We start from the raw sequence: 20,013 nt of genomic DNA, 5'->3' as shown, positions 1-20,013 counted from the left end.
GTCCGGTCGGGCCGGGGGTCGCGGTCTAACCCATACCCTCGGAAAGGGAAACCACTTTTACGAGAGTTCAGTCTTTCCTGAAGACCAGTCTTCCGAGCCAGCCTGTCAGCATGGCCAACGATACGGCAAAGACACCGTAGAGGAACGAGTAGTCGTGGGCGACGCGGAAGATCGACTGTTCGAAACCGGACTTGCGGATTTCGAGCTGGGCGGAGCTTTCCTTGATGAACAGGCCGCTCTTGAACAGGAAGGCGCGGGCCTTATGGGTGCCGACCGGAACGTTTGGGGCGAGCCTGACGGTGGCGCGGAACAGGTTCTGCGACAGGAACTGCACACCGCCGACATTCTCGCTGTAGAGGCCGGTCGCCGACTTGCGTTCGCGCAGCGCGGCGGTGAACTCCTCGATTGTCGCCGGGCTGTCGCCGGCGTCGGCTGGCTGCAAATAGAGGTTCGAGGCGCCAAGCGACAGCTGCTTGTAGCTGTTCGGATCGGTGACGTCCTGCAGCGGCCGGGTCGTCGCCACCGAATAGGAGACAGGTACGTTTTTGAAGGTCTCCGACTCCAGATTGACCCAGACGCCGAGCACCCGGTCCTTGCGGCGCACGACGACCGGTCGGGCCGGGCCTTCCAGCACGACGATCACGTCGTAGCGCCCTTGCCGCGCGACAAGCGGATCCGCATTTTCCAACGAGCCGAAGATGGTCAGGTCGGCGCCGGAAAAGCCGGCGGTAATCGAGACATTGTCGGTCGAAAGGCCGATCTGGATATTTTCGGTCAGAGGCGCCTGCGCCTTCGCTGGTGGCGCAGCCGGCAGCAGCGACAGCAAGGCGGCGGCCGCGAGCGTCCTTAAGCCAGCCATCAGCTCAGGCCCACGCCGGACAGCGAATAGAGGTTGGGTGGCGTGACGAAGAGATCGATGGCAAGCCGGATGGCGACCGCCAGCACCAGCAGCGCCAGCAGCGCCCTGAGTTGCTCGCCTCGCAGCCGCTGACCGGCCTTGGCGCCATATTGCGCGCCGGCTACGCCGCCTGCCATCAACAGGAAAGCGAGCATGACGTCGACGGTCTGGTTGGTGGTGGCGTGGACCAGCGTGGTGTAGGCCGAGGTGAAGATGATCTGGAACAGCGAGGTGCCGATGACCACGTTGGTAGGCACCTTCAAAAGGTAGATCAGGGCCGGCACCATGATGAAGCCGCCGCCGACGCCCATGATCGACGACAGGAAGCCAATCGCCGCGCCCAGCCCAAGCACCGGAATGACGCTGACGAAGAGCTTTGAGGCCCTGAACCGCATCTTCAGCGGCAGGCGGTGGATCCAATTGTGCTGGCCGGATTTCTTCAACACCGGTGCGGCGCCGCTGCGAGTGGCGCGCAATGCATTGACACTCTCGACGAGCATCAGTCCGCCGACAGTGCCGAGCAGCAGGACGTAGAGCAGCGAGATAAACAGGTCGAGCTGGCCGAGCCGGCGCAGGAGCGCAAAGACATAGATACCACCGGTCGAGCCGACGATACCGCCGGCTAAAAGCACGCCGCCAAGCTTGAAGTCGAGCGTGCCGCGCTTCATGTGCGACAGGGCGCCGGAGAAGGAGGAGGCGATGACCTGGTTGGCGCCGGTGGCGACCGCGATTGCCGGCGGTATGTTGTAGAAGATCAGCAGCGGCGTAATGAGAAAGCCGCCGCCCACGCCGAACATGCCCGACAGGAAACCCACCGCCGCACCCATGGCCAGCAGCACGAAGATGTTGACGGAAATTTCCGCGATCGGGAGATAGATGCCCACCCGTCAGTCTCGATCAGTTTGCCTCCTGGCGAATGCAACCGTTGCGGGCATTTTGCGCCAAAAGGCTATTTCGTTCTTGCGCCGGCCGGGCGGTGAAGTCAAACTTCGCCGCGCCGCCGAAACAAAAAACAACTCAATCAGTTAACAGGCAAATCTGTGGCAAGGGCGTCGCGGAAACGACGCATCCGCCGTTATTTACGCGCGAGCAGCGCCTTGACCAGCTTTTCGTCGATCGCGCCGGTTGCCCTCATATCGTTGTCGGCCTGGAAGGCCATGATTGCGTTCTTGGTTTTCAGGCCCATCATGCCGTCGGGATTGCCGGCCTCGTAGCCGTTCTTGTTGAGAATGCGCTGGATGTTCTGGACCGCTTTCTTCATATCGATGCCGGCGGTCGTCTGCGGTGTGCCGTCCTGCCACGATTCAGGAATGTCGGCCGAATTGGCGGCTGGATCGAGCGGCTTGGCTTTCCACAGTTCAGCCGCGGCCCGCGCACGCTCCAACTGCTCGGGCCTCAGCGCCTTGGCGATCTCGTCGCGCTTGGCCGCTGCATCCTTGTCGCCGGTCTTGGCGACGAGCGCGAACCATTTATAGCTCTCCTCGAGATTCTGCTTCATGCCGACACCCTTCGCCGCGAGGATGCCGAGGTTGAACTGGCTGTCCTTGACGCCGAGATCCGCCGCCGCCTGGAACCAGCGTGCTGCCGATTCGTTGTCGGTCACGCCGTCCGCCGCCATCGCAAACAGCACGGCAAGATTGTGCATTGCGCTGGCATTGCCCTGCTCTGCGGCAAGCTGGTACCAGGTCTTCGCTTTCTTGATGTCGCGTGCGACGCCGATGCCCTTCTCGTAGAAGTTGCCGATGCGGTATTCTGCCGGTGCGAAACCGAGTTCGGCAGCTTTCTCATACCATTTGGCCGCCGCCGTCATGTCTTCCTTAACGCCGCGCGACTCGGCGTAACGCGAGCCGATCTCGAACAGCGCCTTGGCGTCGCCGCCGGCCGCTGCATCGCGCAGGGCGGCCGGCCCGGCATCGGCCGGAACGTCGATCTTGGCAACGCCTGCCGGGGCAGCATCCGCCGGCGGCACAGTGCCGGTCGTGTCCTGCGTGGCAGCGGGGGCAATAGCAGGCGCGGCAGCCTTTGGCTCGGCGGTCGCCGCTGCCGGCGCGGGCACTGCGGCCGTGGTGTCTGGCGCCGCCAGGTCAGCGGACGCTCCGGAAGGCGAGGGCGCCGTCGATGCCTCGGCTGCCGGTGTGGCGGGGCCGGTTTGCGCCGCCGTGTCGTCCTTGGTCATCGATGCGGATGGCTCGGCCTGCCTGACGGTGGGCGACGGCTCGCTCTCCTGTGTTGTTGTCTGCGCGTCCGCCTTCGGCTCGCTGGCAACGCTGGCCAATGCGGTTTCCACCGGCTGTACGGGCACGGCCGGCGCCGCCTCATTGTCGGCGACTTCGACCGGGTCGGAGAAGAAGGCTTTGCCCAGTTGCAGGCCGGCAAGCGCCAGCATGATGGCGATTGCCCCCATCAGGATCGGCTTGCGCCGCGCCTTGAGCAGGTCGCCGATCCTGAGTGCCTTGACCGGGCCTTTCATCGTCGACTGGCGCTTGAGGGCGTCCGCCTCGGCGGCCGCCGCTTGCGCGGCCCTTCTGGCTGCCGCGATGAAGTCCGATTTCGCCGCCTCGGCGCTGCCTTCTCTGGCCGGCTGCCCGCGCTCGTCGCGCACGCGCTTCATGATGGCGCTGAGGTCGGGTGCGCCGGAGCCGGGTTCCAGTGGCCGGTTGGCGAGCTTGGGGTCGAGGGGCTCGTCGAGATCGACGCTCGGTATCTCGGCGCTCGGCGCCGAGCCTGCAAGCGGCGGCGTCTCGGCCTCCTTCTTGCCCTTCAGGGCGCGCGCCAGCCCGCCTAACATCGATTTCCTGCCGCCGCCTTGTTCGTTCTTTTCACGTGTCGTGTCTGAACCGAGAGCCGCCAGTGCGGCTGCGGCGGCGGCCTCGGCCGGCGTTCGCGGACCTGGCTCTCCGCGCACGAGCGCCGCGGCGCGGCCGTCGAGATCGGCCATGTTACCCGTTAACGGCAGCGACTGGTCGATGTCCATCGACGGTGCGTCCTGCACCGAGATCTTGGATGCCCGGCCGGAGCGCTTACTCAACTCGGCGCTTGCCGGTTCGCTGGTCTCCAGTGAACCAAGCCTGTCAACGATCTTGAGCAGCGTATCGTGGATAGCCTCGAACGTCCTCGAATTGCGCTCGTCCGAACGGCGCGTCAGCGCCTCGAGCGTCTTCAGGTCCTGGGCGAGGCCGGTAACGGCCGCCGTGTTGGCGCTTGATCCGGCCAGCGAGCGGACGGCACTCTCGGCCGCCTCGCGCGCCGCGCCGAGGATGGAATCGCGGGTTCCGGCCAGCGATTTCTCGATTTCGTTGAGACGCGGGCTGATGTCGTCGAATTCCGGCAGCGGCGTGCCGGGCTTGGAAAGGTGCGCCGTCAGGCCGGCGACCTGCGCTTCGAGGCTGCGGATCAAAGCCGGGTCGATGCTGGCGACTTGTGCGGCGGACGAATCCAGCCGGCTTGAGATGTCTTCGAGCCGACTCTCCAGGCCGCGGATCGCCGCCTCGTTGGCGGGATCTGGAACGCGTGTCTCCATCCGCTTGGCCAGCGCGGTGAAGCGGGCGTCGATGGCATCCATAATGTCGGCGTTGTCGACCTGCGGCATGCGCTGGTCCAGCCTGTCGGCGACCTCGTCCAACCGGCGCTCGAGGTCGCGAAACAGCATGTTGCCTTGTTCGATGGCGTCGCCCTGGCGGCGTTCCATCATGCTGGATAGCACGTCGAAGCGCTGCTCGAGCCCCTGGAAGATGTAATCGGCGTCGGGCATGGCCGGTGCGTGGTCGATCTTGTCGGAGATAAGCGCGATTTGCCTGGCAAGGCGCTCCATCGCCTGTTCCGGCAGATTGGCTCGGCCGGCCAGTTCGTCCACGCGGCTCGACAATGTGTTGAGCCGGTCGATGACCTCCCGGCCCGGACGATCCTGCGACACTTCTTCGATTTGCTGGGCCAGTGAATCGATCCGCTTCTCGATGCGTTCGAAGGGCTCGGGGTCGAACGAATTGGCTTGCGCGGCAACCGTCGAGGCGACGATCGCGCGGGAAATCTCGTCGAGCCGCTCGTCGATCTGGCTGAATGTGTCGCTGCCGCGATTGTCCTGCTGGCGGGCGAAATGATCGACCGCTCCGGCAAGCGTGCGGACCTTTTCTTCGAGCGAGCGCAGCGACAGCGATTCCGGCAGATTGCTGACGGCATTGCTGATCTGTTCGAGCCGCTCCGTCAGCGCCGACAGGCCGGGTGCGTCGGAGCGCTTGCGCTGATCGGCGTCGACGCGGTCCTCGAAGGCAGTCCAGCGGCGGTCGAATTCGTCCCAGCGGCGGCCGACCGCCTGCACGCTCTCCTCGCGCGCTAGCGTATCGAGCGCGGCCTTGACCTGCTCAAGCTCGAGCCGCAGCATATTGACGCTTCTGTCGTCGCTTTTTTCGGCCAGTGTCTGGATGGCGCCGGAAAGCCGCTCGAACTCGACGCCGAGTTCGGCGCTGCCTTTGCCGCCGCCATTTGACTGGAAGGCTCGCTCAATATTCTTGCGCAGTACGTCGAACTCGCGTTGCAGGCCGGAGGTCATCTGCTGGCGCAGCTCTTCGCGCAGGCCGCGCAATTCCCCGGCGATCTTGCCGGCTAAGGCGACGCTGTCCTCCTGACCGCGCACCCGGTCGATATCGCGGGCGATCGCCTGGTAGTTCTGGTCGAAGGCCGCTGCGGGACCTTTCGGCTGCTGCGCCTCGCGTGGGTCTTCATACCGGCGCTGCTGGCCATAGGGTTGAGCGCTGGGATAGCGCGGTTCTGCCGCGGGTCGGCGCGGATCGGGGTGGTTTGTCGTCTCCTCGCGCGTCCGCTCCAGCCGCTGCTCCAGAGTTTCCAGGGAGCGGTTGAGCTCTTCAAGCGTCGTGTGCGGCCGGCGTTGCCTGCCGGCGTTGAGTGTATCGAGGTAGGACCGCTTGCTGTTCATCAATGCGCCCGTTTCAGAATTGCTGGCTTTCACCAGGTTCCCAAAGTCCTGCCGGGACGAAGGCGACTGCGTGGCTTGTTGCAGTGGAAGACGAGCTTCCCGGGTCTCATCCGCGCTCCGAAAACCGTGAAAAATTCAATACAGGATAGACACGGGTAACCGACATGCGCACATTTCGCCCCAACGTGGTAAACAACGCGTTAACCAAGCTTAAGAAGTTGCTACTTTGTCGGCTGGCTGCGGACGGCGCCGGGTGTCTTCTATTGGACGCACAACAGACGCCGTGGAAGTTTGATCAGCCGCATGATCGTCCCCGAAATCGGCAACGACTTTTTAGGTCATCCGCCGGCGCTGCGGCATAAAGTTCCAAACCTAGAACGCTCTTGCGTGGTAAGGCGGCTATCGATATAGAATTGACGTAAACGTAAATGAGCGGATTACGCCGTTTGCGATTTGTTAGCTGAAACCACGAGTGGAAGCACGCCCCCGCTTTCACTCAGGCGACGCAAGGTCCGCGACCGCGACGCCACCAGACGGGGAAAGCCAGTGACCATGAAACTTATTTCGCCCGGTCAAGCCGCGGCCAATACCAACGATATGTCGAGCGAAACCGGTGAAGAGCTTGTCCGCATCGGCGAAATGGCCAAGAAATACGGAGTGACGCTGCGTACGCTGCGTTTCTATGAGGACAAGGGTTTACTCAACCCGCAGCGCGACGGCTCGACCCGCCTCTATACGCGCCGCGACAGGGCCCGGCTGAAGCTGATCCTGCTTGGCCGCAAGGTCGGATTCTCGCTGCGTGACGTCAAGCAGATGATGGACCTCTACGATCCGAACGGCTCCAACACAAAGCAATTGCGGCTGGCGCTCGACAAGTCGGAGAAGCAGCTTGCCCGTCTGCAGAAGCAGCGGGCGCTGATCGACGATGCCATCAGCGAACTGAGTGCTTCGATGTTGACTGTCCGGCAAATGCTGATCGAGCGCTCGACGCCGCAGGCCAGCGTGGCGAGCTAAACTAAGCTTTCGATTTCCGACGGATAAGAGCCGCGCGGCTTTCGCTGCGGGGTTCTTCGTCGTTTGCCGTCCTTCGCCGTTTGCGGTCTTGGCGCGCGGGAGAAAATTCGTCGCACCGCAGAATTGACGTTTACGCAAACGTCAACATTTGGTATCTCCGACCCGTCATACTGGCCCGCCTGCTATCCTCATACACTGGTACACTGGGGCTGATTTCGGGGCCAAGACCGCATGGTGGAGGAAAACGCATGCCGATCTACAAGGCGCCGATCCGGGACACGCTGTTCGTGCTGAACGAAGTGCTGGGGTATCAGCGCTATTCCAATCTTCCCGGATTTTCCGACGCCACGCCGGATGTGCTCGAGGCCATCCTTGCCGAAGGGGCGAAACTCGCTGAAAACGTGATGCAGCCGCTGAACCGTGTCGGCGACACGGAAGGTTGCGTGCGCCATGACGACGGTTCGGTAACGACGCCGAAAGGCTTCAAGGAGGCCTTCGACCAGTATCGCGAAGGCGGCTGGATGGGGCTCGCCGCACCTGTCGAGTTTGGCGGGCAAGGCTTGCCCTACGCGGTGCACACCGCGGTTGCCGAATACATGGTGTCGGCCAATATGTCGCTCATGATGTATGCCGGCCTGACGCAAGGCGCGATCGCTGCGATCATCACCCATGGCACCAAAGAGCAGAAGGCAACATGGTTGCCGAAGCTGGTCGAGGGCGCCTGGACCGGCACCATGAATCTGACCGAGCCGCACTGCGGAACCGATCTTGGCCTGCTGCGCACCAAGGCCGTCCCAAATGGCGACGGCACCTACAGGATCTCCGGCCAGAAGATCTTCATCTCGGCCGGCGAGCATGACATGTCGGACAATATCGTCCACCTGGTGCTGGCCCGTATCGAGGGCGCGCCGGATGGCGTGAAGGGCATCTCCCTGTTCATCGTACCGAAGTTCAAGCTCGATGTCTCAGGCAATCCCGGCGAGAAGAACACCGTCTCCTGTGGCTCGATCGAGGAGAAGATGGGTATCCATGGCAACTCGACCTGCGTCATGAATTACGACGACGCTGAAGGCACGCTGCTCGGCGAGGCCAATGGCGGGCTGAAAGCAATGTTCACCATGATGAATGAGGCGCGGCTTGGCGTCGGCCTGCAGGGGCTCTCACTATCGGAGGTCGCCTATCAGAATGCGGTTTCCTACGCCAAGGACCGTCTGCAGGGCCGCTCGCTGTCAGGACCGAAGGCGCCGGACAGGAAGGCCGATCCGATCATCGTCCATCCGGACATCCGCCGCAGCCTGATGACCATGAAGGCGTTCAACGAGGCCGGCCGCGCGCTGGCGCTGTGGACGGCGATCAAGTCCGACATCGCTCACCGCTCCGGTGACGACAAAGATCGCCAGGTCGCAGACGACTATACCGGCCTGATGACGCCGGTGGTCAAGGGCGTGCTCACCGACAAGGGTTTCGATCATGCGGTAATGGCGCAGCAGGTGTTCGGCGGCCACGGCTATATAGAAGAACACGGCATGAGCCAGTTCGTCCGCGATGCCCGCATCGCCATGATTTATGAGGGTGCCAACGGCATCCAGGCGCTCGACCTCGTCGGCCGCAAGCTGGCCTTGAATGGCGGCCGCGCGGTCCAGGTCTTCTTTAGGGAAGTCGGAGAGTTCTGCGAGGAGAACCGCACCGATGAGAAGATGGCGCCCTTCACCAAGGCGCTTAAAGAGGGCCTCGACGATCTGCAGGCGGCGACGATGTGGCTGGTGCAGAACGGCATAGCCAAGCCCGACAATGCGGGTGCCGCCTCGACCGACTACATGCATCTCTTCGGCCTGGTGGCGCTGGGCTATATGTGGGCCCGGATGGCCAAGGTGGCCGCAGCGAAATTGGCTGATGGTCCCGACGGCGCTTCGTCTTTCTACGACAACAAGCTGGTGACGGCGCGCTTCTTCATAGAGCGGATCATGCCGGAGACGTCGGCGCATCTTGCCCGCATCTCCAGCGGTGCCGACACATTGATGGCACTGGCGGCGGAAGCGTTCTAGCTTCGGCGTTCCCCTGCCCCTCGAGGGGAGGGTGGCCCGAAGGGCCGGGAGGGGTCCTGCCTGCAGTGCGCCGACCTCCATTCTGGTGCATGCCTTGGAGGAAAATGATCGCAATGCCGTGGCACATGGCGCAGGTTGTAAAAGATAAGGTCGAGCAAGTCATCGGCGACTCCACCCGGCCGCTTCGCGGCCACCCTCGTCTCGAGGGGGAGGGGGACGTCGGCGCGAGGGAGAAACCATGACCAACCCCGCCGAAATCCTGGGCCTTCCCAAGCCCGTCTGGGCGGCGGACGAGGTCGGCATGCTTTACGACATGGCGCACCGCTTCATGTCGGAAGAGATCGCGCCGCGTTACGACGAGTTCGAGAAGAACGAGATGGTCGACCGCGAAAGCTGGCAGAAGGCGGGTGCTGCCGGACTGCTGTGCGCCTCGATGCCGGAGGAATATGGCGGATCGGGCGGCACCTTCGCACATGAGAGCGCCATCATCGAGGCGATCGGCCATGTCGGCGTCGACGGGTTCGGCATTGGCCTGCACAATTCGATCGTTGCCCCCTATGTCCTCCACTACGGCTCGGAGGAGCAGAAGAAGAGGTGGCTGCCGAGGCTGGCGACCGGCGAACTGATCGGCGCCATCGCCATGACTGAGCCGGGTGCGGGCTCAGACCTGCAGGGCATCAAGATGCACGCCGAACAGGACGGCAACCGGTACAAGCTCAACGGCTCGAAGACCTTTATCACCAACGGCCAGCTCGCCAATTTCATCATCGTCGTTGCCAAGACCGATCCTGAGAAGGGCGCCAAGGGCATCTCGCTGATCGTCGTCGAGACTGACGAGGTGGAGGGTTTCGCGCGTGGCCGTAACCTCGACAAGATCGGCCTCAAGGCCAACGACACGTCGGAACTGTTCTTCAACGACGTGCGTGTGCCGACCTCGAACCTGCTCGGCAATGACGAAGGCCAGGGCTTCGTCCAGTTGATGCAACAATTGCCGCAGGAGCGGCTGCAGATCGGCACCACTGCTATTGCCATGGTCGAGCGGGCTCTGGCGCTTACCATCGACTACGTCAAGGAGCGCAAGGCCTTCGGCAAGGCCATCATCGAATTCCAGAACACCCAGTTCAAGCTTGCCGAATTGAAGACCGAGGCGACCATCGGCCGCGTCTTCTATAATGACTGCGTTGCCCGCCATATTAACGGTGGCCTCGACCCGGTGACGGCTTCGATGGCCAAATACTGGCTGTCAGACCTGCAAGGAAAAGTCGTCGACGAATGCCTTCAATTGCATGGCGGCTATGGCTACATGAATGAATATCCGATCGCCCGCATGTTCCGCGATGCCCGCGTCCAGCGCATCTACGGCGGCACCAACGAGATCATGAAATTGCTGATCGGGCGGAGCCTTTAGGAGGTCGCATGTCGAAGCATTTTGCTGGGCTTCGCTGGAAGTCGGGGGCACGGGAGGATTTCCTTTCCGGCCGCTATTCCCGGGTCCATGAACTTCATTTTGATGGTGGCGCGGTCATCTCCGCTTCCGCATCGCCGTCGATTGTGCCGGCACCTTTTAGCGATGCAACGATCGTCGATCCGGAAGAACTGTTCGTCGCTTCGCTTTCTTCTTGCCACATGCTCTGGTTCTTGGATCTGGCAAAACGCGCTAAGCTCAATGTCCGATCTTATCACGACGAAGCCGAAGGCCTGATGGCCAAGAATGCTGAGGGGCGCACAGCCATCACACATGTCACCCTTCGGCCGCTCGTCGAATGCGACGCAGATGCGGCTATGATCGAGAGTATTCATCACAAGGCGCACGACGCCTGTTTCATCGCCAATTCGGTGCGGACCGAAGTGGTGGTCGAGCCCCGATTTTAGATCACAGGAGATCACCAATGGCCGAAGCTTATGTCTATGATGCGGTGCGCACGCCGCGCGGCAGGGGCAAGAAAGATGGCTCGCTGCACGAAGTGCCGGCGGTGCGGCTCGGCGCCAAGGTGCTCGAGGCCATCCGCGACCGCGACGGGCTGGACACTAGCACCGTCGACGACATCATCTTCGGCTGCGTCGATCCGGTTGGCGAGGCGGGTGCGGTCATTCCACGTGCCGCCGCTTTCGAGGCCGGCTACGACACCAAGGCGCCCGGCATGCAGATATCGCGCTTCTGCGCCTCGGGCCTCGACGCCATCAATTTCGGCGCCGCCAAGATCGCGCAAGGCGCCGACGAGATCGTCATTGCCGGTGGCGTCGAATCAATGTCGCGCGTCGGCATGGGCGCCTCCGGCGGCGCCTGGTTCATGGATCCCTCGGTCGGCCTGCCCGGCTGGTTCGTGCCGCAAGGCATATCGGCCGACCTGATCGCCACCAAATACGGATTTTCGCGCGACGATGTCGATGCCTACGCGGTCGAAAGCCAGAAGCGTGCCGCCAAGGCGTGGGGCGAGGGCCGCTTCAAGAATTCGGTGATCTCGGTCAAGGACCAGAACGGCCTGACCATCCTCGACCATGACGAGCACATGCGGCCCTCGACCGACATGCAGTCGCTGGCCGCACTCAATCCGTCCTTCGTCATGCCGGGCGAAATGGGCGGCTTCGACGCCGTCGCCGTGCAGAAGCATCCCGAGGTGGAAGAGGTCAACCACGTCCACCATGCCGGCAATTCGTCCGGCATTGTCGACGGCGCGGCGGCCGTGCTGCTCGGCTCGAAAAAGGCGGGAAAGACGCTCGGCCTCAAGCCGCGCGCGCGCATCCGTGCGTTCGCCAATATCGGCTCCGAACCGGTGCTGATGCTGACCGGCCCGGTCGACGTCACCGAGAAGCTGTTGAAGCGGGCGAAGATGAAGCTGCAGGACATCGACTTGTTCGAGCTCAACGAGGCCTTCGCTTCGGTGGTGCTGCGCTACATGCAGGCTTTCGACATTCCGCATGACCGGATCAACGTCAATGGGGGGGCCATCGCCATGGGCCATCCGCTCGGCGCCACCGGTGCGATGATCTTCGGTACGGTGCTGGACGAATTGGAACGCCGTGATCTCAACACCGCGCTGGTGACGCTTTGCATCGGCGCCGGCATGGGCACTGCAACGATCATCGAACGCGTCTGACGGAGAGAGATGATGAGCTACACCAATTTCACCCTCGACATCGACGCCGACGGCATTGCGCTGGTCACCTGGAACATGCCGGACCGTTCGATGAACGTCTTCACCGAGGAGGTGATGCGCGAACTGAACGCCATCGTCGACAAAGTGGCAAGCGATGCAGTGATAAAGGGCGCGGTGATCACCTCCGGCAAGGATACGTTCTCGGGCGGCGCCGACATCACCATGCTGCAGAAGATGCTGGCGACCTTCGCCGCCGACAAAGCGAAGGACCCGGAGAAGGCGACCAAGGCGCTGTTCGACAAGGCGGGCGCTATGAATGGCCTGTTCCGTAAACTGGAAACCTCGGGCAAGCCGTGGGTTTCGGCGATCAACGGCACCTGCATGGGCGGCGCGTTCGAATTGTCGCTCGCCTGCCATGGCCGTGTCGCGGCCGATTCCGACCAGGTGAGGATGGCGCTTCCGGAAGTGAAGATCGGCATTTTTCCAGGTGCCGGCGGCACCCAGCGCGTGCCACGGCTGACCGACCAGCAGCAGGCGCTGCAAATGCTGACGTCCGGCCAGACGCTGTCGCCGCAGAAGGCCAAGTCAATGGGCTTGATCCATGAGATTGCCGAGGCGGACAAGCTGGTCGAAACTGCCAAGGCGATGATCAAGAACGGCTTGAAACCGGTGGCGCCATGGGATGAAAAGGGCTTCAAGCTGCCCGGCGCTCCGATCTATTCGGTGGCAGGTGCCAATCTGTGGCCGCCGGCCATCGCCATTCTGCGCCGCGAGACCTTTGGCAATTATCCCGCTGCCGCCGCCATCCTGAAATGCGTCTACGAGGGCCTGCTGGTGCCGTTCGATACCGCCTTGCGGATCGAGCAACGCTACTTCACCGAGATCATGCAGACCAGGGAAGCGGCGGCGATGATCCGCTCATTGTTCGTCTCGCTGCAGGAACTGAACAAGGGCGCTCGCCGCCCAGCTGGTGTGCCGGAAACGACGTTCAAGAAGATCGGCGTGCTCGGCGCCGGCTTCATGGGCGCCGGGATCGCCTATGTAACGGCCAAGGCCGGCATTCCGGTGGTGCTGCTCGACCGCGACATGGAGTCCGCCGCCAAGGGCAAGGCGCATTCCGAGACCCTGATCTCGGATCAGGTGAAGAAGGGCCGTGCCAAGTCGGAGGACAAGGATCGATTGCTGTCGCTGATTACGCCAACGGCCGATTACGCGGATCTTGCCGGCTGCGATCTTGTGGTCGAGGCGGTGTTCGAGGACTCGGCCGTCAAGAAGGATGCCACCGAACAGGCCGAGGCTGTACTCAAGCCGTCGGCGATCTTCGCCTCGAATACGTCGACCATACCGATTACATCGCTGGCCAGGAATTCGGCGCGGCCGAAGAATTTCATCGGCATCCACTTCTTCTCGCCGGTCGACAAGATGATGTTGGTCGAGATCATCCTCGGCAAGAAAACCGGCGACAAGGCGCTGGCCACCGCGATCGACTTTGTCCGCGCCATCAAGAAGACGCCGATCGTCGTCAACGATACGCGCGGTTTTTACGTCAATCGCTGCGTACTGCGCTACATGTCGGAAGCCTACAAGATGCTGATCGAAGGTGTTCCGGCGCCGATGATCGAGAATGCGGCGAAAGCCGCTGGCATGCCGGTCGGTCCTCTAGCGTTGACCGACGAGACGGCGATCGACCTTGCCCAGAAGATCATGAAGCAGACCACGCGCGACCTCGGCGACAAGGCGGTCGATCCGAAGCAGATGGCGCTGATCAACACGATGGTCGACACGCATGGTCGCTTGGGCCGTAAGAACAGCAAGGGCTTCTATGACTATCCGGCAAAACCGGCAAAGAAGAAGCTTTGGCCAGGCCTCAGGAACCTCTACCCGCAGCTGTCGCCGGAGCAGGTCGACTATGAGGAACTGAAGCAGCGGCTGCTGGTCACCATCGCGCTTGAGGCGGTACGGGTCATGGAAGAGGGCATCGTTACCGACCCACGCGAGGCCGATGTCGGCTCGATCCTGGCCTTCGGCTTCGCACCCTATACAGGCGGTGCACTGTCCTACATCGACGGCATCGGCGCGAAGAAATTCGTCAAACTCGCCAAGCGCCTGCAGAAGAAATACGGCGCCGAGTTCAAGGCGCCGAAGCTGCTGCTCGAGATGGCCGAGAAGGGCGAGACCTTCTACGAGCGCTTCGATCCCTATACCAGGAACGAGGCCAAGGAGGCGGCCTGACGCCGTCTCCGGCGGTGGACAAGATGGCGGCCAAGGGGTAGAACAGCGAAGGTATTTTTTCCTGTTTCGAAGGAGAGCAAGGTGCTCTCGCACGACCGCGTTTGGGCCGCCATCGACGCTCTTGCCGAGCGTTATTCGCTTTCGGCCTCCGGACTGGCCAGGCGCGCTGGGCTCGACTCGACCGCCTTCAACAAATCGAAGCGGCTGTCCTCAGATGGGCGGCCGCGCTGGCCGTCTACCGAATCGCTGGCTAAGATCATCGAGGCGACCGGCGCCTCGCTGGATGAATTTGCAGGACTGGTCGAAGGCCGGGGTAATTCCGGCGCACTGCCCGTGCAGAAATCGTCGGTGCCGCTGCTTGGCTTCGCCCAGGCGGGCGCCGGTGGCTTCTTCGACGATGCCGGGTTTCCGGCGGGGCAGGGATGGGACCTGATCGAATTGCCGGCACGGGCAACCGAAAGCTCCTATGCGTTGAAGGTCCAGGGCGATTCCATGCTGCCGCTCTACCGCAATGGCGATGTCCTCATCGTCGAGCCGGGAGCTACCATACGAAAGGGCGATCGCGTCGTCGTCAAGACCAATGCCGGCGAGGTGATGGCCAAGGTGCTCGACCGCCAGACACCGAAGTCGATCGCGCTGGTCTCCCTCAATCCCGATCACCCGGACCGCGACATCCCCATGCGCGATGTCGAATGGGTGGCGCGGATTGTCTGGGCAAGCCAGTAGGCGCGGGGCCGGTGCGTCTGCCTCACCTTGCCTTGGCTGTTCTGGCGATCCCGGCGATGGCCACGGCAATTGTCGCCGGCGGCCGCGCCGTCCAGAGCGAAAGCGGCGGCCCCTGGGAACAAATCCAGGTCGGCGCTGAACCGCAGCCCGCCGCGCCGGCTACGTCGGCCATCCCGAAACCAGTGCCGGCCAAGCAGGCGGCGCATTCGAGGGCAATCGATCCAGAAATCGTGGTGCCGCCGCAGCTCGGTTCCAACGAGCTTGAACGGATAGAGCCGCGCGCCCCGTTGAGCGATCTGGCATTGGCCGGACCGCCCAAGCCGCCAAAAACGAAAATGCCCGACGACTGGAAAGGCACGAAACTATTCCAGCCCGTCGCCTCGGCCGCCGGGGTCATCGAAGCAAAGGGCTATTCGATTGCGGTTTCCGGTATCGACATCGTCAAGCAGGAGGAGACTTGCACCGACGGCGGCGAGTCCTGGAATTGCGGCATTCGGGCGCGAACGGCCTTCCGCGCCTTTCTCCGCAGTCGTGCTGTGATCTGTGCCGTGCCGCCCGAAGGCGGTCGTGATCTGATCGCCGCCGAGTGCCGGATCGGCAATCAGGATATCGGCCAATGGCTGGTCGAAAATGGCTGGGCGCGCGCCGCCAAGGGCGGCCCTTATGTAGAAGCCGGCGAGAAGGCGCGTGCAGCAAAAAAAGGCGTCTTCGGGCCGGCGCCGAGCGTTTCAGGCCTGCCGCCGCTCCCGGCTGCTGCGTCGCGATCCGCGCCTGTAGCGCCTAGCTCGATCCTGGAGGAGCAGGACGGCGCCCTCATGCCGCCAGCTGACCAGCCAGCGCCCGCTGAATGAGCTCACGCGTTTCGGCGATGCCGTAGAGCGCGGCGAAGGAGCCGAAGCGCGGCCCGCGTTCCTGACCTATCAGCACCTGATAGATCATCTGGAAGAAGGCGACGGAGACACCGGGTCCGCCCTCCGGGCTCTGCTTGGAATGATCCTGGTAGCGCTCGATCTTGCGCGCAACATTGAGGGCAGCGTTCTGGATCGCCTCGCTGTCGGCATTAGCCGGCAGCGCGGCGAGCGCTTCCGAAAGCTTGGTCAGCGCCTCGCGCTCGACCGCGTCGGCAGCACGGTACACTTTCGCCGGCTTCACGAAATCGTCGAAATAGCGGATGGCATATTCGGCCAGCCGGTCGAGCTCGGGATGGGTCGTCGGCGTCACACCCGGCGCGTGGCGCGAAATGAAACCCCACAGCACGTCCCTGTTCTGCGCATTCGAGGCGCTGACCAGGTTGAGCAGCAGCGAGAACGGAACCGGCAGGTCGACTGCCGGGGGATTGCCGTCATGCATGTGCCAGACCGGATTGCCCAGCCGCTCCTTCCAGTCCTGCCTCTGATAGGCAGAGAGGAACGTATAATACTCGTCCACTGCCTTCGGGATAACGTCGAAATAAAGCTTCTTCGCGGTTCGCGGGCGCTGGAACATATAAAGGCTAAGACTCTCGGTCGGCGCGTAAGTTAGCCACTCGTCGATGGTTAGCCCATTGCCCTTCGACTTCGAGATCTTCTGGCCGTGCTCATCGAGGAACAGCTCATAATTGAAGCCCTCCGGCGCCGGAGCATCGAGCGCGCGGCAAATCTGCCCGGCGAGCTTGACGGAATCGATCAGATCCTTGCCGGACATCTCGTAATCGACGCCGAGTGCTGCCCAGCGCATCGCCCAATCGGGCTTCCATTGCAGCTTGGCATGACCGCCGGTCACCGGCGTCTCGAAGCGCTCGCCGGTGTCCGGATCGCGCCACACTATGGTGCCGGCGTCGAGCTTGCGCTCGTCGATCGCGACTTGCATGACGATCCCGGTTTTGGGATGGATCGGCAGGAAGGGCGAATAACTCAGCGCCCGTTCCTCGCGCAGCGACGGCAGCATAATTGCCATCACCTTATCAAAGCGCTCGAGCATCTTGAGCAGCGTCGCGTCGAAGCGGCCGGAAGTATAATAGTCGGTCGAGGAAGCGAATTCGTAATCGAAGCCGAAACGGTCGAGGAAAGCGCGCAGCCGTGCGTTATTGGCGGCGCCGAACGACGGATACTCATTGGAGAAAGGGTCCGGTATCCTGGTCAGCGGCTTGCCGAGATAGGCGCGCAGCATGTCCTTGTTAGGCACATTGTCCGGCACCTTGCGCAATCCGTCCATGTCGTCGGAGAAGCACAGCAGTCGCGTCTTGACCTTGTCTTCAGTCAGCACGCGGAAGGCGTGGCGCACCATAGATGTGCGCGCCACCTCGCCGAAGGTGCCGATATGCGGCAGGCCGGACGGGCCGTAGCCGGTCTCAAACAGCACCGTTTCCGGGTAGCCACCGATCGCGTAGCGAGCGACGATCTTTTTCGCTTCCTCGAATGGCCACGCCTTGCTTTCGGCGGCGGCGGTAAGGACTTCCGGGCTGAGATCGATCGGCTGTTGTTCGACCATGATGCTATTCCTGCAACTTGCCGGCATCCATGCCGGCAGCCGCATGCTCTAGACCATGATCCCGAAAAGTGGAACCCGGTTTCAGGGCAGGACCGCGATCAGGCAAGAAGATTAAGAGCTCCCGTCCCAATTTAGTCGGGATGGATCAAGTTCCAAGGCGTGACCGGAGCGCCAACGATGGCGGCTGTTTTTCCTTGCGGCGCTGGTCTCTCGTTCCTAACTTCGGGACCCATCTCAAGGAGTTGTAAATGCCATTGTCGCCACACGAAGCCATGATCTACCTGATGGTCATCACTTCGGCGTCGGACCGCGACATGACCGACATCGAACTGGCGCGGATCGGCGACGTCGTTCGATCCTGGCCGGTGTTTGAGGATTTCAATCAGGAGCGGCTGGTCGATGTCGCTCAGGCCTGCCAGGAAATGCTGCAGGAGAAGGACGGGCTGGAGGGCGTCCTGGCGCGTGTCGCCGAGGCGCTTCCGGAACGCTTGCGTGACACTGCCTATGCCGCCGCCTTCGAGGTTGCGGCCGTCGATCTCGAAATGCGCCTGGAGGAGGTGCGCGTGCTGCAGCTCGTCCGCCGGGAACTCGATCTCGATGCGCTGACGGTCGCCGCCATCGCGCGAGCCGCCAAGGCGCGCCTTCGCACGCTGACCTGAGCCGGCAGTCAGAAAAAGCTGACCGGAAAATAGCGAAGATAGAACTCGGCGAACGTACCTTTCACCGAAATTTCCTGCAGCGCGTAGTCGAATGCGGCCGCCAGTGCCGGATCGTCGGCCCTGGTGGCGATCGCCATGCCCGAGCCAAGGTATTCGGGCGCCAGATAGGGGCCGCCGGCAAAGCGGCAACAGCCAGCCGCATCGGAGCCGCCGAGCCAGAAGGCGAAACGCATGCCGTCGCCGAAGGCGGCGTCGATCTTGCCGGCTTTCAGCCTGCCATAAAGCTCCTCCGGCTTTGCGAAGGGGACGATTTGGACGTCGCCGAAATAAGTGCGCAGCATCCGCTCATGCGCGGAATCGGCTATCACGCCGACACGTTTGCTGCGCAGCCTGTCGAACATTGGTTCGGTCAGCGCCTGTGTCTTCAGCATGATGAAGCGTGCCGGAAATTGCAGGTAGGGGCGTGAGAATGCGTATTTCGACCGCGACTCCGGCCTCGCGGCGATGCCGGCAATGATCGCTTCGCCTTCGCCTTTCCCGAGCACACCTTCGAGCTCGGCCCAGGGCAGCGCCTGGATCTGGCATTTTTCGGCAATGCCGAGCTCGGCGCAGATGGCGCGCGCCAGGTCGACATGGAAGCCCGACAGCCGGCCTGCCCCATCGAGGAAATTGAACGGCGGGAAATCCGTGGTGGTCAGGAATCGCAGCCGCGGCAGCATCGAAAGGTCCGGCTTTGGCAGCCGCTCCTTGGCGTCCCAAAACACCGGCACCTGCGGCTCCGCGGCGAGCGCATCAGCCGCAAGCGATTGCGCTCCGATCAATATCGAAATCAATGAAATGGATATGCGCCGAAACGCCACGCGACGACTCCGTCCGATCTTGCCCGACTTTAGTACGAAGTAACACAGTTTTTTGTACGAAAATAACGCATGCACAACGGTTTTTGGTTTCATCGTGACGATTTAGGGATATTGTTTAGTGAGTTTGCAAATGACTGTGTGATGCCGGCTGAAGAGGAGCGGTAGGGCGCACAAAGGGAGCAGCTTTGCAGTCCGGGGTTGATGGCGTGGTGCGGGTTGATCACTGCCATTGGCCTCAAGAGCGGAAGGCAACATGGGGTAGATGTTGCGATGGGTCATTTCGATCGTACCCTGGAACTGATAGATCAGTTGCAGCACGCCGGCACAGCGGCCGCCGTCTGCGAAAAGCTGCTGGGGGTAACAAGCGGGTTCGGGCTGACGGCGCTGATGGCCGGGACGGTTCCGCAACCCGGCACGCCGAGAAATCGGCAAAAGGACCATGTGCTGCTTTGCGACTGGCCGGCTGAATGGCTTGAGCGCTACGTTGCGCGCAACTACGTCGATCACGATCCAGTCGTCAGCCACATGAAGCAGCTTCAAGCGCCATTCCAGTGGCGGGAAGCGTCTCAGGGCATCCCTATCGGCAAGAGCGGCGGCGATGTCATGGGTGACGCCGGCGAATTCAAGCTGCGCGACGGGTTGGCCTTCCCGCTGATCACGCTCGATGGCCAGATCGTCATGGTGTCGCTGGGCGGCGAGGCTGTCGAATTGTCGGGCGCCGAATTCGGGCTGGTGTCGCTGGTCTCGACTTATGCGATTGGCCGCGCCATGCAGCTCCACACTATGGCGGGCAAAACCATCGACCATGTCGAATTGACGCCGCGTGAGCGCGAATGCCTGCAATGGGCCGCCGTTGGCAAGTCCGAATGGGAGATTTCACAAATTCTCGGCATTTCGGAACACACGTCAGAGAAACACCTTCTTAACGCCAAAAGCAAACTCGGTGCCGTCAACCGGGTCCAGGCCGTCGCGGAAGCGATAAGGCGCGGCTATATTAACTAGGTCGGCCGCGCCGGCCTAGAAATTCTTGCCTACGCGATCGCGTAATTTTTTCGGGGAAGCACGGCCGTATCTTCCTATTG

At 62.4% G+C, this 20,013-nt stretch carries 15 protein-coding genes; 10 read left to right on the top strand and 5 right to left on the bottom strand.

Annotated elements, in window-relative coordinates; translation table 11 throughout:
- Window positions 1-67: 67 nt before the first annotated feature.
- From NKI63_RS17225 to NKI63_RS17215, 3 genes are all read right to left on the bottom strand, one after another.
- Window positions 68-859 carry a TIGR02186 family protein gene (locus NKI63_RS17225; protein ID WP_254816308.1) on the bottom strand — a complete coding sequence of 264 codons (792 nt, stop codon included), beginning with the start codon at window positions 857-859 and terminating at the stop codon, window positions 68-70.
- Window positions 859-1,782: a sulfite exporter TauE/SafE family protein gene (locus NKI63_RS17220; protein ID WP_352506170.1), complete on the bottom strand. Its 924-nt coding sequence runs from the start codon at window positions 1,780-1,782 to the stop codon at window positions 859-861. Before NKI63_RS17220 ends, NKI63_RS17225 begins: the two co-directional genes overlap by 1 nt.
- A 191-nt stretch (window positions 1,783-1,973) precedes the next feature.
- Entirely contained in the window at window positions 1,974-5,828 is a 3,855-nt protein-coding gene (locus NKI63_RS17215; RefSeq protein ID WP_352506171.1) for a peptidoglycan-binding protein, read from the bottom strand.
- A gap of 552 nt (window positions 5,829-6,380) precedes the next feature.
- Between NKI63_RS17215 and NKI63_RS17210 the strand changes: the two genes are divergently transcribed.
- From NKI63_RS17210 to NKI63_RS17175, 8 genes are all read left to right on the top strand, one after another.
- Window positions 6,381-6,842 carry a MerR family transcriptional regulator gene (locus NKI63_RS17210; protein ID WP_352506231.1) on the top strand — a complete coding sequence of 154 codons (462 nt, stop codon included), beginning with the start codon at window positions 6,381-6,383 and terminating at the stop codon, window positions 6,840-6,842.
- Window positions 6,843-7,090: 248 nt separating this feature from the next.
- Window positions 7,091-8,887, top strand: a complete 1,797-nt coding sequence (locus NKI63_RS17205) for an acyl-CoA dehydrogenase (protein ID WP_352506172.1) — start codon at window positions 7,091-7,093, stop codon at window positions 8,885-8,887.
- A gap of 238 nt (window positions 8,888-9,125) precedes the next feature.
- The gene (locus NKI63_RS17200) at window positions 9,126-10,295 is read left to right on the top strand and encodes an acyl-CoA dehydrogenase family protein (protein ID WP_352506173.1); all 1,170 of its coding nucleotides are present in this window, start codon (window positions 9,126-9,128) and stop codon (window positions 10,293-10,295) included.
- A gap of 8 nt (window positions 10,296-10,303) precedes the next feature.
- Window positions 10,304-10,759: an OsmC family protein gene (locus NKI63_RS17195; RefSeq protein WP_254816313.1), complete on the top strand. Its 456-nt coding sequence runs from the start codon at window positions 10,304-10,306 to the stop codon at window positions 10,757-10,759.
- Between the two features lie 17 nt (window positions 10,760-10,776).
- Window positions 10,777-11,985 (top strand): acetyl-CoA C-acetyltransferase, encoded by a 1,209-nt coding sequence (locus NKI63_RS17190; protein ID WP_352822482.1) that lies wholly within the window; start codon window positions 10,777-10,779, stop codon window positions 11,983-11,985.
- Between the two features lie 12 nt (window positions 11,986-11,997).
- Window positions 11,998-14,217, top strand: coding sequence for a 3-hydroxyacyl-CoA dehydrogenase NAD-binding domain-containing protein (locus NKI63_RS17185; RefSeq protein WP_352506175.1), 2,220 nt, complete (start codon window positions 11,998-12,000; stop codon window positions 14,215-14,217).
- Window positions 14,218-14,298: 81 nt separating this feature from the next.
- Window positions 14,299-14,943, top strand: coding sequence for a S24 family peptidase (locus tag NKI63_RS17180; protein WP_352506176.1), 645 nt, complete (start codon window positions 14,299-14,301; stop codon window positions 14,941-14,943).
- Window positions 14,944-14,954: 11 nt separating this feature from the next.
- Entirely contained in the window at window positions 14,955-15,794 is an 840-nt protein-coding gene (locus NKI63_RS17175) for a thermonuclease family protein (RefSeq protein WP_352738427.1), read from the top strand.
- Here NKI63_RS17175 and NKI63_RS17170 read toward each other — a convergent pair.
- On the bottom strand, window positions 15,757-17,412 hold the full coding sequence (locus NKI63_RS17170) for a lysine--tRNA ligase (RefSeq protein ID WP_352506178.1): 1,656 nt from the start codon (window positions 17,410-17,412) through the stop codon (window positions 15,757-15,759). The two genes, NKI63_RS17175 and NKI63_RS17170, sit on opposite strands and share 38 nt — an antisense overlap.
- Before the next feature lie 248 nt (window positions 17,413-17,660).
- On the opposite strand from NKI63_RS17170, the gene NKI63_RS17165 reads away from it, so the two are divergent.
- Entirely contained in the window at window positions 17,661-18,071 is a 411-nt protein-coding gene (locus NKI63_RS17165; protein ID WP_352506179.1) for a tellurite resistance TerB family protein, read from the top strand.
- Between the two features lie 8 nt (window positions 18,072-18,079).
- On the opposite strand, the gene NKI63_RS17160 is transcribed toward NKI63_RS17165, so the two are convergent.
- Complete coding sequence (locus NKI63_RS17160) at window positions 18,080-18,931, bottom strand: ABC transporter substrate-binding protein (RefSeq protein WP_352822477.1); 852 nt, start codon at window positions 18,929-18,931, stop codon at window positions 18,080-18,082.
- Window positions 18,932-19,201: 270 nt separating this feature from the next.
- Between NKI63_RS17160 and NKI63_RS17155 the strand changes: the two genes are divergently transcribed.
- Window positions 19,202-19,933: a helix-turn-helix transcriptional regulator gene (locus NKI63_RS17155; protein ID WP_352506181.1), complete on the top strand. Its 732-nt coding sequence runs from the start codon at window positions 19,202-19,204 to the stop codon at window positions 19,931-19,933.
- Window positions 19,934-20,013: the final 80 nt, after the last annotated feature.

The sequence above is a fragment of the Mesorhizobium sp. M0410 genome (genome assembly GCF_040321435.1).
Lineage (GTDB): Bacteria > Pseudomonadota > Alphaproteobacteria > Rhizobiales > Rhizobiaceae > Mesorhizobium.
The sequence above is the reverse complement of the archived record's forward strand: the minus strand, read 5'-3'. Positions and strand labels throughout refer to the sequence as shown.

Bases quoted from the DNA above. Each gene is read 5' to 3' on its own strand.
- NKI63_RS17215 (WP_352506171.1), bottom strand. From the start codon at position 5,828: ATGAACAGCAAGCGGTCCTACCTCGATACACTCAACGCCGGCAGGCAA.
- NKI63_RS17155 (WP_352506181.1), top strand. From the start codon at position 19,202: ATGGGTCATTTCGATCGTACCCTGGAACTGATAGATCAGTTGCAGCAC.
- NKI63_RS17190 (WP_352822482.1), top strand. From the start codon at position 10,777: ATGGCCGAAGCTTATGTCTATGATGCGGTGCGCACGCCGCGCGGCAGG.
- NKI63_RS17205 (WP_352506172.1), top strand. From the start codon at position 7,091: ATGCCGATCTACAAGGCGCCGATCCGGGACACGCTGTTCGTGCTGAAC.
- NKI63_RS17210 (WP_352506231.1), top strand. From the start codon at position 6,381: ATGAAACTTATTTCGCCCGGTCAAGCCGCGGCCAATACCAACGATATG.
- NKI63_RS17225 (WP_254816308.1), bottom strand. From the start codon at position 859: ATGGCTGGCTTAAGGACGCTCGCGGCCGCCGCCTTGCTGTCGCTGCTG.
- NKI63_RS17170 (WP_352506178.1), bottom strand. From the start codon at position 17,412: ATGGTCGAACAACAGCCGATCGATCTCAGCCCGGAAGTCCTTACCGCC.
- NKI63_RS17185 (WP_352506175.1), top strand. From the start codon at position 11,998: ATGAGCTACACCAATTTCACCCTCGACATCGACGCCGACGGCATTGCG.
- NKI63_RS17165 (WP_352506179.1), top strand. From the start codon at position 17,661: ATGCCATTGTCGCCACACGAAGCCATGATCTACCTGATGGTCATCACT.
- NKI63_RS17200 (WP_352506173.1), top strand. From the start codon at position 9,126: ATGACCAACCCCGCCGAAATCCTGGGCCTTCCCAAGCCCGTCTGGGCG.
- NKI63_RS17195 (WP_254816313.1), top strand. From the start codon at position 10,304: ATGTCGAAGCATTTTGCTGGGCTTCGCTGGAAGTCGGGGGCACGGGAG.